At 31.3% G+C, this 13,777-nt stretch carries 14 protein-coding genes and 1 pseudogene; 3 read left to right on the top strand and 12 right to left on the bottom strand.

Features of this window, described 5'->3' with window-relative positions; genetic code table 11:
• Positions 1–1,308: AMP-binding protein (locus tag AJ888_RS02065; protein WP_070296106.1), on the bottom strand; the 1,308-nt coding region annotated here is incomplete at its 3' end.
• Between the two features lie 60 nt (positions 1,309–1,368).
• Here AJ888_RS02065 and AJ888_RS02060 point away from each other — a divergent pair.
• Positions 1,369–2,579, top strand: a pseudogene (locus AJ888_RS02060) (DUF2920 family protein).
• A gap of 13 nt (positions 2,580–2,592) precedes the next feature.
• Here the strand turns inward: AJ888_RS02060 and AJ888_RS02055 are convergent.
• The 11 genes from AJ888_RS02055 to dcd are packed head-to-tail and all read right to left on the bottom strand — an operon-like array spanning position 2,593 to position 11,818.
• Positions 2,593–2,814, bottom strand: coding sequence for an acyl carrier protein (locus AJ888_RS02055; RefSeq protein ID WP_002786077.1), 222 nt, complete (start codon positions 2,812–2,814; stop codon positions 2,593–2,595).
• Entirely contained in the window at positions 2,814–3,875 is a 1,062-nt protein-coding gene (locus tag AJ888_RS02050) for a beta-ketoacyl-ACP synthase III (RefSeq protein WP_002861991.1), read from the bottom strand. Before AJ888_RS02050 ends, AJ888_RS02055 begins: the two co-directional genes overlap by 1 nt.
• Positions 3,865–5,427, bottom strand: a complete 1,563-nt coding sequence (locus AJ888_RS02045; protein ID WP_002861990.1) for an HAD family hydrolase — start codon at positions 5,425–5,427, stop codon at positions 3,865–3,867. The genes AJ888_RS02050 and AJ888_RS02045 overlap by 11 nt, the downstream gene beginning before the upstream one ends.
• Positions 5,424–5,840 carry a VOC family protein gene (locus tag AJ888_RS02040; protein WP_002861989.1) on the bottom strand — a complete coding sequence of 139 codons (417 nt, stop codon included), beginning with the start codon at positions 5,838–5,840 and terminating at the stop codon, positions 5,424–5,426. The genes AJ888_RS02045 and AJ888_RS02040 overlap by 4 nt, the downstream gene beginning before the upstream one ends.
• A complete protein-coding gene (locus tag AJ888_RS02035; protein WP_002861988.1) occupies positions 5,833–6,726 on the bottom strand; it encodes a class I SAM-dependent methyltransferase in 894 nt (297 codons plus the stop codon). Before AJ888_RS02035 ends, AJ888_RS02040 begins: the two co-directional genes overlap by 8 nt.
• Complete coding sequence (locus AJ888_RS02030; RefSeq protein WP_002829517.1) at positions 6,723–6,953, bottom strand: acyl carrier protein; 231 nt, start codon at positions 6,951–6,953, stop codon at positions 6,723–6,725. The genes AJ888_RS02035 and AJ888_RS02030 overlap by 4 nt, the downstream gene beginning before the upstream one ends.
• A 30-nt stretch (positions 6,954–6,983) precedes the next feature.
• Positions 6,984–7,775 carry an N-acetyltransferase LegH gene (legH, locus tag AJ888_RS02025; RefSeq protein ID WP_002861987.1) on the bottom strand — a complete coding sequence of 264 codons (792 nt, stop codon included), beginning with the start codon at positions 7,773–7,775 and terminating at the stop codon, positions 6,984–6,986.
• Positions 7,772–9,079 (bottom strand): DUF4910 domain-containing protein, encoded by a 1,308-nt coding sequence (locus AJ888_RS02020; RefSeq protein ID WP_002861986.1) that lies wholly within the window; start codon positions 9,077–9,079, stop codon positions 7,772–7,774. Before AJ888_RS02020 ends, legH begins: the two co-directional genes overlap by 4 nt.
• Positions 9,072–10,202, bottom strand: a complete 1,131-nt coding sequence (gene pseC, locus AJ888_RS02015; protein WP_002861985.1) for a UDP-4-amino-4,6-dideoxy-N-acetyl-beta-L-altrosamine transaminase — start codon at positions 10,200–10,202, stop codon at positions 9,072–9,074. Before pseC ends, AJ888_RS02020 begins: the two co-directional genes overlap by 8 nt.
• Before the next feature lies 1 nt (position 10,203).
• A complete protein-coding gene (gene pseB / locus AJ888_RS02010; protein WP_002861984.1) occupies positions 10,204–11,208 on the bottom strand; it encodes a UDP-N-acetylglucosamine 4,6-dehydratase (inverting) in 1,005 nt (334 codons plus the stop codon).
• 49 nt (positions 11,209–11,257) lie between these two features.
• Positions 11,258–11,818, bottom strand: a complete 561-nt coding sequence (gene dcd, locus AJ888_RS02005) for a dCTP deaminase (RefSeq protein WP_002861983.1) — start codon at positions 11,816–11,818, stop codon at positions 11,258–11,260.
• Between the two features lie 145 nt (positions 11,819–11,963).
• Between dcd and accB the strand changes: the two genes are divergently transcribed.
• Complete coding sequence (accB, locus tag AJ888_RS02000) at positions 11,964–12,419, top strand: acetyl-CoA carboxylase biotin carboxyl carrier protein (RefSeq protein ID WP_002861982.1); 456 nt, start codon at positions 11,964–11,966, stop codon at positions 12,417–12,419.
• Between the two features lies 1 nt (position 12,420).
• Complete coding sequence (locus tag AJ888_RS01995) at positions 12,421–13,752, top strand: acetyl-CoA carboxylase biotin carboxylase subunit (protein WP_002861981.1); 1,332 nt, start codon at positions 12,421–12,423, stop codon at positions 13,750–13,752.
• Positions 13,753–13,777: the final 25 nt, after the last annotated feature.

Below are 13,777 nucleotides of genomic sequence, written 5' to 3'. Positions count from 1 at the left end.
ATGAGAATTTATCATGCTTTCTATTTCTCCAAGTTCTATCCTATGTCCCATGTATTTGATCTGATTATCTGCTCTTCCATAGCATAAAAGTTCGCCAAATTCATTATAAGAAACAATATCTCCTGTTTTATAGAGTAAATCTAAATAATTATCATGTAAAGGATTTTGTATAAAAGCTTGTTTGGTTTTTTCTTTGTCATTATAATACCCTAAAGACAAAGAAGTTCCACGCACGTAAAGCTCCCCTTTAATGTCTATTTGTTTAGGACTTATGAAATTCATATTTTCATCAAAAACTAAAAGTTCTGTGTTCTTACATGCTTTGCCTATGGGTAAAAGTTCTTCATCTTTAAAAGTGCGATTTATGATATAAAAAGAACATACATCAGCGATTTCTGTTGGGCCATAAAGGTTGGCAAACAAAGCATTGGGTAAGTGTTTACGCCAAATATTTAGCTGTTTATTAGGCATGATTTCACCAGCAAAGAGAATTTTTCTTAAAAGATTTAGTGAATATTTTTGCAATCCTTTTTCATTTGCAAAATAAATCAGCACCGAAGGCACCCAAAATATAGTGCTTACTTTTTCTTTTTCAAGACATTCTAAAATTTTATTTGGAAAGGCAAAAAGATGATTAGGTAAAAGATGTAAAGTTGCTCCTGATTTTACACTTGAAAAGATATCTAAAACACTATTGTCAAAATAAAATGGTGCTTGATTGGCTAAAATTTCATTCTCATCAAATTTAAAAGTCTCACATACCCAAAAAGTATAATCAATCACACTCTTATGTGCTATGCTTACTCCTTTAGGAATGCCTGTGCTCCCACTGGTAAAAAGCACATAAAGTAAATTAGTATCTATATGTTTTTCTTTTGCAGTTTTTATTAAACTCTCATCTATATTAAAACTTTCAAAGTCTTGTGTATAAAGTGTAGGCAAATCTAAGTTAAAATTTAAATCCTTTGAAGTGATAAAAAGTTTAGGTTTTAAAACCTCTATAACTTTTTCTACTCTTTCTTTAGGACTTTTCTCATCTAAAAGGGTATAAAAATTTCCACTTAATGCCACTCCAAAAAATGAAATCAAACAATCAATCCCTTTAGGCAAGATGATTAAAACAGGAGCTTGTATAGGATTATTATTTCCTAGGTTTCTTAAAATTTCACTGGTTAGTTTTTTAGAAAAAAGATCAAAGTTTTTATAAGTGATTTCCTTTCTTTCCTTGGCAAAGGGTTCTACAAAAGCTGTTTTTTTGCTAAATTTGATTAAACTTTTTTCTAAAAAATCGTAGATATGGGTTGTCATGATTTTCCTTTTTAGTTTTTTGTAATATAATATCGATAAATTAATAAAAAAGGCCTTTATATGCTCATAAACCAAACCTTTGAAATCGATTCTTGTGATGATGTAGAACTAGGTATTAAAAGAACCAGTAAGCTTGAATACCGCATAAGTTATGATAATGAAAAAGAAATGAAAGCTATAGTTTTTGTCATAGGTGGTTTTGGAGCTAATACAAATATATATTTTTTAGATTCTTATAGAAATTATATTGCTAAAAATTTTGATGTAGTGACAATAAATGTTTTTTATCATTGTTTTTGCCAAAGGCGTTCAGATGTTGAGAAATATAGTGCATACAAATATTTTCAAGAGGAAGATATTGAAAATATTAAAAATTTATTAAATCAGTTTCATTTTTCTTATGGTGAAATAAATAATGATAATGCGCTTTTTTTAGCGAATTCTTTAGTGAAACATGTAGAAAATTTAAAAATGCAAAATAAACTCGATCATAACTTTAAACTAAATTTTACTTCAACTTTTATCCCGCCTAATGGTGATTATCAAAACTATGGCATTATGGCAGCTATTGATCATATTAATGCCTTAAAAGATTTAGCTAAACGCTTTCCAAAATTTGCAGATTTACCAAAAATTTATGGGGGGGGGTCTTATGGAGGATACCTATCTTTACTCATAGCAAAGATAGCTCCTTGGTATGTGGATGGCGTGATTGATAATTCGGGTTCGGCTTTGCCACCTTTAAATTATATTTTAGGAAGAGAAATGGAAAAAGCAGAATTTTACGAAGATTTTCCACATAATAGGATTATTTTTTTCTAAAAACCCACTGGACACGTAAAGAAAATTCACCTTATTTTTTTAATAATGAAAATTATTTTATTAGAACATTGTTAAATAAAGATCATTTGATTTTACAAAGTCAAAAAAATAAAAATATCATTTATGTGAGTTATCATAGCAAAGAAGATCCTTTAACTCCAGCAAATTTTAAAGAACAAACCATGCAAATATTAAAAATTTTAGGATATGATGTAAGCTTAAATTTGATAGATGAAAATAAAATTGATGGAAAATTTATTAAAAATTTAGATCATGGTTGTGGTATACCTGATAAAGTCTTATTTAGAAAAGAACTTCCTTTAATGCTTGAAAAATTACAAAAAAGAAAATCTTTAATGCAAGAAAATTCCATCTCTTATCCTTGTGGGAATAAAGTGTTTATATTTAAAGATGTGGGAGATAAATTTGAATTAGAGATAAAAGATTAAAACCTTAAAGGTTTTAATCAAGCTTTGCTAAATCGATTAAATCACTCACTTTTTGACAATTTTTCAAGTCCTCGGCTGTGATTTTTAAAGCAAAAAGATTTTTATAAAGCACCATTACAGATACAAAAGCCAAACTATCCCACTCGTCTATATCATCAAGTAGCATATCTTCATTTAAGTCTTCATCTCTATGCATAGCTTCTTTAAGCTCTTCTAAAAATTCAGTTTTTGTCATTATTTCTCCTTTGTGTAAATTAAAATATCTTTTGTGTATAAATCCTTGAAATTTAGCACCGCACTTCCCCAGCTAAGCCCTGCACCAAAAGCACTTAAACTCGCTTTAAATTCTTTTGGAGTATCTAGTTCGCAAAGTAGAGCAGGTAGTGAACAAGCGCTTAAATTAGCGTATTTTTCCATGATGAAATTAGGAACTTTATCATCATTAAGTTTTAACTCTTCTTTAATACAATCAACCAAATACGCATTAGATTGATGAAAAAGATGAAAAGCAATGTCTTTTTCTTCTACCTTGGAAAATTCTAAAATTTCTTTAAAGCTTTTAGGTTCGCATTCTAAAGCCATATTAAAAATATTTGCTCCGTCCATGTAAAGATTTTCTAATTGTCTAAACTCCTCAGTTTGCATGAGCGAATCATCGTTAAAAATATCTGCTTTAGGTATTCTCATCGCACCTTTTGGAATGATGAGTTTATCAAAATGTCCTCCATCGCTTCCAAGTTCAAAAAAGGCTTCATTACAATCCGTTTTTTCAATCAAAGTTGCACTTACTCCATCGCCAAAAATAGGGGCTAAATTCATATTTTTAGGATGGATGAATTTGCTTAAAGTATCCCCACAAATGAGTAAAATTTTACCTAAGCCACTTTGTATTAAAGAATGAGCGACAAATAAGCCGTATAAATACCCTGCACAAGCTTGTCCTAAATCAAAAGCTATGGTTTTAGAGCTTAAATTTAAAAGCTGATGTAAATAACAAGCCGTAGAAGGCATGAAAAAATCAGGACTTTGAGTTATTACGATGAGTGTATCAAGGCTATTTTTATCTATATTTAAACCTTGCAAAAGTGTATTGGCTGCGTGTTTTCCAAGATCGCTTACGCAAGTGTTTTCATCGCAAATATAACGCGTGTTTAAGCCTATGACTTTTTTCATTCTTTTAAGGGTTTTGATATCGTTTGAAAAAACGCTCTCTAACTCATCATCAATGCAAATTTTATGTTCAGGTACGCTTACGCAAATGCCTGAAATTTTGGCTTTATCAAATTTAGTTTTCATGGATTATAAGTCCTTTAAAATTTAAATTTTGAAATGAAACAAGGGCTGAGTTTTTTTCAATTTCTTTAGAAATTTGTTCTAAAAAGCTTAAAAATGGCATATTTCTTTCGCCTTTTTGATAATAAAGCCTTGCATTATTGTTTTTAAGATCAAAGAATTTTAAAGCTAGTTCAAAGGCTTTAAAAAACATTCTAGCTTCAAGTTTTCTACCTAAAGCTCTGCAAGAAATACAAAGATCATCGATAAATAAATTTCCTTCTTTGCAAGAAAAAACAAAAATAGCGATAATCCCACTATCGCTTAATTTATCACTCATGCTCACACTTACAATGAGTTCTTTTTGCATATATTGTGCGACTTTTTCTTGATTTAAGCGTGTGTAATTAGCGATAAATTGATTGGTTTTGCCTAAAAGTTCGCTAATGCGAGGGATATTTTGTAGATCATTTTTGCTAAAATTTAAGCTGATTTCAAGATTTTGAAAATATTCTTCATCACTTAAGCTTTTAAGCTCTTCTCTTAAAGCATTGGCTGCTATATCTTTGGCACGAATTTGATCTTCTTTGGTATTTGAAAGTTTTAAAAGATTAGGAAAAAGCTTGATTTTATAAAGTATATTTTCATCACATAAAAGTGTTTTAACACCTGTAAATTTGGTATTTTCAAGCTCGGCGATATTATCATCTATAAAAAGCATAGCGTTAGTATTTATATTAAATTTTTTAGCAATTTTTAAGATATTTTCACCTTTTGGCTCCCAATTGATCATTCTAGCATCAAAATCATCCCATTGTAAGATGAAATCTTTCCTTGTTTCAAAAAGTTTTTTTGCGTCTTTTTCTTCATTTTTTGAAGCTAGGGCAAGTAAAAAGCCTTGTTTTTTAAAAGTTTTAATTTTTTCTTGTAAGGTTTTGTGCAAAGGACTTAAATTAAGATTATCTATACCCTCTTCACCTAAAATTCCTTGATACAAGGTATTATCAAGATCAAGTACAAGAGTTTTAAGAGCAGGTTTTATGAGTGCAGGAATGAGACTGAGTCCTAAAATTTGTGCTAAGAAAATCAAGGCTTTATTATTAAGCTTAGAGCCTGTAAGTTCTTCTTTAGCTAGGTCTAAAATATCTTCTTCATCAAAATACTCTTTTATGAGTTTTTCTATGTTGAAAATTTCGCAATTTAAAATTTTTTTATCTGTTTTAAATTCTCCTAAACTAAGGACTAAAATAGGGTTTTGTGAAATTTTTCTTAATTCTAGAAGTTTTTCTTCTAGAAAATTTTGCACATTATTTTTATAGCGGGTTAAATCCAGCCATAAAAGTTCTAAATTAGCTTCTTTAAAATTATCAAAACTCAAGCTATCATCATAAGAGCTGAAATTAAACTCAGCTCTTAAATTGTCAAAATGTAAAAAAGGAGCAATGATACTTTGCACTCCTTCAAAAGCATGATTTCTATGGATATTGATAAGAAGATCTTGACTTTTACTAAAGTCTAATTCTTTGGCAAATTTTATAAGCTCATTGCGTTTTAAATGAGGCGAGAAAAGATTCATTTTAGCTCCACAAGTTCGATTAAAAGCCTATTTGGCATCATGATAAAACAAAGTTTAGCAAAATAGCTTGCTTGCATAATAGGAACAATACAAATGCCTTCTTGTTGTTCCAAAAGAATTAAATCTTGGGTGATATTTTTACTTTCATAGGCTAAATGATACATTTTGGTATTATTTTTCAAATAGCTATCTAGTGGGCCTTTATCGTTTAAATTTTGCAAAAGTTCAAATCTATACTGTGGAAATGCTTCATTGCAAGGAATGATAAATTCGCCTCTTACTCCTTGTTTTTTATCTATAAATTCTGCTTCTTTGTAAAAACCTAGTTTAAAAAAACATTCCCTTTCTTTTTCTAAATTTTTACAAGCCACACCTATATGATGAAGGGGTAAATTGAGTGTTTTATCAAGCATTTAAAACTACTGCCATAGTGATAGCATTTTTAAATTTCAATGCTTTTTCTAAACTATAATCATTTGCCATAAAATATTCATAAGTCTTAAGCTTTAAGTCCGATTTTTCTATCAAATCTTTAACTTCATCAGGATGGGAAAATAAATAAATATGATCAATAGCAGGAGCATTGATAGGAATAGTTGTAAAAATTTCTCCTCCATCACTAAGAAGCTCTTTGGATCTTTTAAGAAATTCAAGAGGCTTTTCTACGTGTTCTAGCACTTCTCCAATTACTATCAAATCAGCTTTTTTATCAAAATCATAAGTAAAAAAATCTTGACATAAAAAATCGCATTTTGTAATCAATCCTCCTACTTGTTGTTTTACCATTTTTTGAGTAAGTTCGCAACTCGTTGGAGAGATATCAAGTCCATAAAAGGCGGAAAATTTACCACTTTTAACTGCTCTTGCAAAATATTCTCCATGACCAGGGCCTATTTCAAAATAAGTTGTTTTTGGAGTGAAATTTTGCAAATATTGTGAAAAATACTTTCTTACTTTAATATGAGCTATCCAAACAAAAGAAGAAAGAGCTAAACCTATCATGTATTGTTTCATATAGCTTTCATTAAAATAAACCTTATCCTTAACTTCATCAAAACTAGAATAACGATAAGTCCCATTTTCTATGAAAAATTTTGTTTCTTCTAAAGTATCATTAAGGATCAATAAATAACAATCGCATTGTTCTTCTATACTGATGTCATCTTGAATATAATAAGAAATTAATTTATCAAATTCTTCTTCGTCTTCTTGTGAAAATTCAATTTTTTTAAGATATTTAGAATGGATAGGATTTTTTTGAGCGATGGCTTGAAATAATTTTTCAATATTTTCTTTCATTTTTCAGCCTTTAGGGTTTGAATTTTTTCTAGCAAAGCGTTTTGAGATTTTAAGAGGCTTAAATCTTCTTTGTTAAATTTGATTTCAAATTCTTCTTCTAAACTCATGATGATATCAATATGAGCTAAAGAAGTCCAGTTTTTACAATTTTCCATGCTTAAATTTGTATTTTCATCTACTTTGGTTTCAAGTATATTTTCTAAAATTTCATAAAATTGTTTTTCCATTGTATAGCACTTTCTTAAGAATGTTGAAAATTAATATATTGTATCATAATTTTCTATTAGAATTGTTTGGTTTATGTCTAATTTTTCCCATAAAATTTCTATATATTCTTTAGCGTTGTAAATGTTTATATGATCTCCTGCAAAATTATTTTTTTTAAAATTTTTAGTACTATTAACAATATTAATAATGTTAATTAAATTGGGCTCAGAAGATATGTCAAGTTTTCTAACATAATAACTAATGGTTTTATTGTATGATATATTGTTTTCATCAATTAAAATTCCAGAGAAAATTTTATGATATCTGTAAAATACATCAAATTGTTCTTCTGCATAATGTGTTAGTGTATGTCCTTGGCCTCCAAATGTCATATATTTTCCGTTCTCTTTAGTTAGAATCTCATAAACACAATTTCCCCCAAAACAACTTGTTGTATCTTTTAAAAATAATTCTTCTTTTGCTCCTTTTATAGCAAAAGAAAATATAGGATCATTTGTGCGTTTTACTCCTGTTTGTTTGCGAAAATATTCATTTAATGCTCCCATTTTTGTTTTGGAATTTATTTTGTCATAAATTTCATTTTTGCAAAAACTATAAGTAAAGGTTGGCATGATCAAAGTGCCTTCTTTGCCTATAACTTCAAAAAAGCAATTGAGTATAGTCTGTAAAAATTCATTTCTAGAAAGCAAAGGCATGCCAAAGTTAAAAAGTTCTGTATGTACACATAAAATATCGCCCCTTTTTATACCTAGTTGATAAAAAGCATTTATTAAATCCTTATCGGAGTATTTTTTGCCATTATGTTCTAAAAAATATTTCATTTTACTAGTCCATAAAATTTTATTTTTTCCAAAAGTTCTTTAAATTCATAAGCTTGTATATTTAAGATATTGGCTATATCAATGATATCATTTTCCCCATCGCAGTAAGCTAGAAAATTACAAGCCAAAGGAATGTCATTGGCAGTGCTAAGGGTATGATATAATCCTCTTTTGCCAAGATTGGGTTCGCATACTATGGTGTTTTCATATATAGCGTTGATTTCTAGATTTAAAATCATTTCTTGTATGCTTTGAAGTCCACCCATTAAACCTTTTTCAGAGATAAAATTGAGATCGTCTTTTGAGTTATGATATCCATCATAGTCACCGTATCTTGTGCGACATACTCCTACTATGCCAAGATTTGCAAGTGGAGCATTGTATTGTCTTTCATCACTTCCACGATCTAGAAAACTAAAAGCTTTGAAATTTTCTTTATTTTTGAGTGTATGCAGGGCGACTTTATCGCTTAGAGTGTTTTCTTTGGGTGTGTGTATGAGTGAGTAAGTATGATCATCACCTAAGCAAGAAAGCACAAAGCCTGCTTTAACATGTTTTTTTAAATGCTCTAAATGTTTGCTAAGATAGACTATAGATCCTATGGTTTCAGGGATGATGACAAAGCGGTAATTATATCTTCTTTCTTTTAAACTCAAAAGCCATTTTGCTAGGAAAATAGCTACCACAGGGCCACTAAGCTCATTATTCGCCATGGAAGGGTGGCAAAGATAAGTTGAAATTAAAATTTCATCTTTTGAATTTTGCGTACTTGGTAGGATAAAATCAGCATAGTCCAAAACCCCATTTTCATCATGTTTTGCATCGATATAAACTTTGTATTTGCCTTTTTTAAGTTTTTTTCTTTCATTATGCGTGAGACAAAATCCCCAACGCCTTTTGTAATAACTCGTTACATAAGGAATAGCATCGGGCATTTCTTCTATGGAGTAAAGATGATCTTGAAGTTCTTCTAGTTCGATTTCTTTGTCGATAGCTTCGCTATAGTTTAGAAGGTGTAGATTATGCTTTTTAAAATCACAAATTTTTTCTCCTTCTGGAGTGATGATATAGGCTTCTTTGGCGTTCCATTCATCAGGAACTATCCAGTCAAAAACCTTTGTGCCACTTTTTATAGAGTGAAATTTGATTATACCCCCCCCCAGAGTTTTATTTAAAATTTCTAAACTAGCTCTAAAACCTTGCCCTGTGATACTTCGAGGGATAGGAAAAAGTTCACAAGCTAGTTCATACATAGCCTTTCCAGTTTGGCTAAAATCTTGACTTCTAAAGTCTAGCTTATCCACAATATCCCTTTTTAACTTTTTCAAGAATGCTAAATAAAGTATCTTTTACAAATTTTGCATCTTTTAGATTCATTTCTTGATGACAAGGTATGCTAAGCTCGGCTTTGTAAAAATTATCCGCATTTTGAAGTTTTATTTCTCCTAAGAGTTTTTTATAAAAACTAAACTCATAAGTAGGTTTGTAATGCACCTGTACACCAATTCCTGCATGAAGTAAGCTTTCAAAAAGTTCTTCTTTTTGACAATAAAATTCAGGAAAAAGCAAAATAGGATATAAATGTCTCGAGCTTTTTTTATAATCTTTGATTTTTATCGTGGAGAAATACGGATTTCTTTCAAATTCCTTATCATAAAAACTTGCGATTTCTTCTCTTTTTTTAAGATTGTGATCGAGTTTTTTAAGCTGGTTTATCCCTAAAGCACAAGCAACATCGCTTAAGCGGTAATTATAGCCAAGTTCTACCATATCGCTATCCCAAAGCCTTTTTTTAATTATGCCATGGCTTCTTAAAAGCTTGATTTTAGCGACAAGCTCTTCATTATCACTCACCACAGCCCCACCTTCAAAGGTGGTAATAGGCTTAACAGGGTGAAAAGAAAAGATAGAAAGATCAGCTTTTTTTCCTACTTTTTCACTTTTATACAAAGCGCCTAAAGCATGACTTGCATCATCGATTAAAGGGATATTGTATTTTTTAGCAAGGTTTGAAATTTCATCCATTTCAACGCTATTACCCGCAAAATCCACTACGCTAATAGCTCCTATATTTTCGCTATCTTTTAAAAGTCTTGCTTCTAGTTTTTTTTCATCGATATTGCCATCGTTTTTAATGTCGATAAACTCTACCTTAGCCCCAGCCATTAAGGCTGCATTAGCCGTAGCAGCGAAGGTTAAAGGAGTGGTTAAAACGATTTTTTCTTTGACACCTAGTGCTGTGTAAGCAAGATGAAGGGCTGAAGTAGCTGAGTTTAATACACAAGCGTGTTTTACGCCCACATATTCACAAAGGGCTTCTTCAAATTCATCTACCTTTTTACCCCCTGTTAAAATTTCATCTTTTAGGGCTTTTATAAGTGTATCTATATCGCTTTGATCGATGTTTTGATGAGAATAAGTAAGCATTTTAAAAACCTTCAGTGTGATTGATGATTTCTAAAAGTTCTTTTTCGCTTGCCCATAAAGGATTATTATCCGAACTATAAGAAAAACCATCTTTTACTTTTTGCCCTTTTTCGCCTAGGGCATTAATGCTAAAGTCATTATCTTTATCCACAAGTTTAATACTCGGGCTTATAGCATAGTAGTTTTCAAATTCGTAGGTTAAATGACTATCATCGCTTGAAATCATGATTTCATGTAGTTTTTCTCCTGCTCTTATACCTATGATTTTATGGCTTAAATTAGGAGCTAAAGCATGGGCTAGATCGGTGATTTTCATAGAAGGAATTTTAGGGATGAAAATTTCTCCTCCATGCATTCTTTCAAAATTACTCAGCACAAATTTCACTCCATCTTCAAGGCTGATCCAAAAACGAGTCATTCTTGTATCGGTGATAGGAAGTTCTTTAGCTCCTTCGCTGATGAGTTTTTTAAAGAAAGGCACTACTGAACCTCTTGAACCTACAACATTGCCATATCTTGTAACACCAAAGCGTGTTTGTTTGTTGCCTGCTATATTGTTTGCAGCGACAAAAAGTTTGTCGCTTGCAAGTTTAGTTGCACCGTATAAATTTACAGGATTGCAAGCCTTATCTGTACTAAGAGCGATACATTTTTTAACTCCATTTTCAAAACAAGCGTCGATGACATTTTGCGCACCGTGTATGTTTGTTTTTATACATTCCATAGGGTTATATTCAGCAATAGGCACATGCTTCATCGCAGCAGCATGTATAACAAAATCCACATCACGCATAGCAACACTTAAACGCTCTTTATCTCTTACATCTCCTATGAAATAACGCATACAAGGAGCGTTAAAAACGCTTGCCATTTCAAATTGTTTAAGCTCATCACGAGAATAAATGATGATTTTATTAGGTTTATAATTTTCTAGCAAAACCTTAGTATAGGTTTTTCCAAAAGAGCCTGTTCCGCCTGTGATTAAGATATTTTTTTTGTTAAACATTTTGCCTTCCTTTGCTTAAGTTTTTTTAAAATTAAAGCAACAAGTGTTCCTATTTTAAAATTCTTGGCAAGGTTATGCCAGTTTGGGCTTGATACTTGCCTTTTTTGTCTTTGTAAGTGGTGTCACATTTTTCATCGCCTTGTAAAAACAACACTTGTGCTATGCCTTCATTGGCATAAATTTTTGCAGGTAAAGGTGTAGTGTTTGAAATCTCTATAGTGATATGTCCTTCAAAACCTGGTTCAAAAGGAGTAACATTGACGATGATACCACATCTTGCATAAGTGCTTTTGCCAAGACAAATAGCTAAAACATCATCAGGCATTTTAAAATACTCTATAGTTCTAGCTAGGGCAAAAGAATTTGCAGGAACTATACATACATCACCTTCAAAATCTACTACATTTTCTTCTACGAAATTTTTTGGATCTACTACGGTTGAATTAACATTGGTAAAAATTTTAAACTCACGCCCTACGCGTATATCGTAGCCATAACTTGAAAGTCCATAGCTTATTACTCCTTTTCCTATATTTGCTTCGCAAAATGGCTCGATCATCTTGTATTCTAATGCCATTTTTCTTATCCAGTTATCTGCTTTTAAGCCCATTTTTAACCTTTTAATATTTGTAATTTTTTATAAGGATTATAACCTAAAAAATCTATATTTTTTATGATTTTTTTCTTTTTTAAAGTTAAATTTTAAGTTTTTTTATATAATACAAGATTAAGTTCTTAAATTTTAGGAGAATTTTATGACAAAAGAAGAAATTAAAGAGTTAGTAAACCTTTTTGCTGAAGCAAATATTAGTAAAATTAAGATCAAAGAACAAGATGGTTTTGAAATAGAACTTGAAAGAGATATGTGTTGCGATGTTCCAGCTCCTGTTTGTCCTCCAGTTCCAGCTCCACAACCTATCAATGTAAGTGTTGTAAATGAAGCTCAACCTAGCCAAAATGCAAAATCAAACAAGCCAAGTATAAACAGCCCTATGGTGGGAACTTTCTATCAAGCTCCAAGCCCAGGTGCAGCACCTTTTGTAAAAGTGGGTAGCACGGTTAAAAAAGGCGATACTATAGCTATTATCGAAGCGATGAAAATCATGAATGAAATTGAAGCGGAATTTGATTGCAGGATCGCTGAAATTTTAGTTGCTGATGGTCAGCCTGTAGAATTTGGAATGCCTTTATTTGCGGTGGAGAAATTATAAAATGGAAATTAAAAGCATATTAATTGCTAATCGTGGAGAAATAGCACTACGCGCTTTAAGAACGATTAAAGAAATGGGTAAAAAAGCAATTTGTGTGTATTCTGAAGCAGATAAAGATGCTTTATATTTAAAATACGCTGATGCAAGCATTTGTATAGGAAAAGCAAGAAGTTCTGAAAGTTATTTAAATATCCCAGCTATTATCACAGCAGCTGAAATTGCTGAAGCAGATGCGATTTTTCCAGGATATGGATTTTTAAGTGAAAATCAAAATTTTGTTGAAATTTGTGCTAAACATAACATCAAATTTATAGGTCCTTCTGTAGAAGCTATGAATTTAATGAGTGATAAATCAAAAGCTAAACAAGTCATGCAAAGAGCAGGCGTGCCTGTAATCCCAGGAAGTGATGGGGCTTTAGCAGGAGCTGAAGCAGCTAAAAAACTTGCTAAAGAAATAGGCTATCCTGTGATTTTAAAAGCAGCTGCAGGTGGTGGTGGTCGTGGTATGCGTGTGGTTGAAAATGAAAAAGATCTTGAGAAAGCGTATTGGTCGGCTGAAAGCGAGGCTATGACAGCATTTGGCGATGGAACTATGTATATGGAAAAATATATTCAAAATCCGCGCCATATAGAAGTGCAGGTTATAGGAGATAGTTTTGGTAATGTGATTCATGTGGGTGAAAGAGATTGTTCTATGCAAAGACGCCATCAAAAACTTATCGAAGAATCTCCCGCGATTTTGCTTGATGAAAAAACACGTACTAGGCTTCATGAAACTGCTATTAAGGCGGCCAAAGCTATAGGATATGAAGGTGCAGGAACTTTTGAGTTTTTAGTTGATAAAAATTTAGACTTTTATTTTATAGAAATGAATACGCGTTTGCAAGTTGAACACTGTGTAAGTGAAATGGTAAGTGGAATTGATATCATAGAACAAATGATTAAGGTAGCAGAAGGTTATGCCTTGCCATTTCAAGAAAGTATTAAGCTAAATGGGCATTCTATAGAATGTAGAATCACGGCAGAAGATTCTAAAACTTTCTTGCCAAGTCCAGGCAAGATTACTAAATACATTCCACCCGCAGGACGCAATGTCAGAATGGAAAGTCATTGTTATCAAGACTATAGCGTGCCTCCTTATTATGATTCTATGATAGGTAAGCTTGTAGTTTGGGCAGAAGATCGCAATAAAGCTATTGCAAAAATGAAAGTAGCTTTAGATGAGTTACTTATAAGTGGGATAAAAACAACCAAAGAATTTCATCTTTCTATGATGGAAAATCCTGATTTTATTAATAATAATTACGATACAAATTATCTTGCAAGACATTAAAATTTCCCTATTAAAGGGAAATTTT

The organism is Campylobacter sp. BCW_6467 (genome assembly GCF_001762855.1).
Lineage (GTDB): Bacteria > Campylobacterota > Campylobacteria > Campylobacterales > Campylobacteraceae > Campylobacter_D > Campylobacter_D jejuni.
This window is presented reverse-complemented; position numbering and strand designations above follow the sequence as displayed.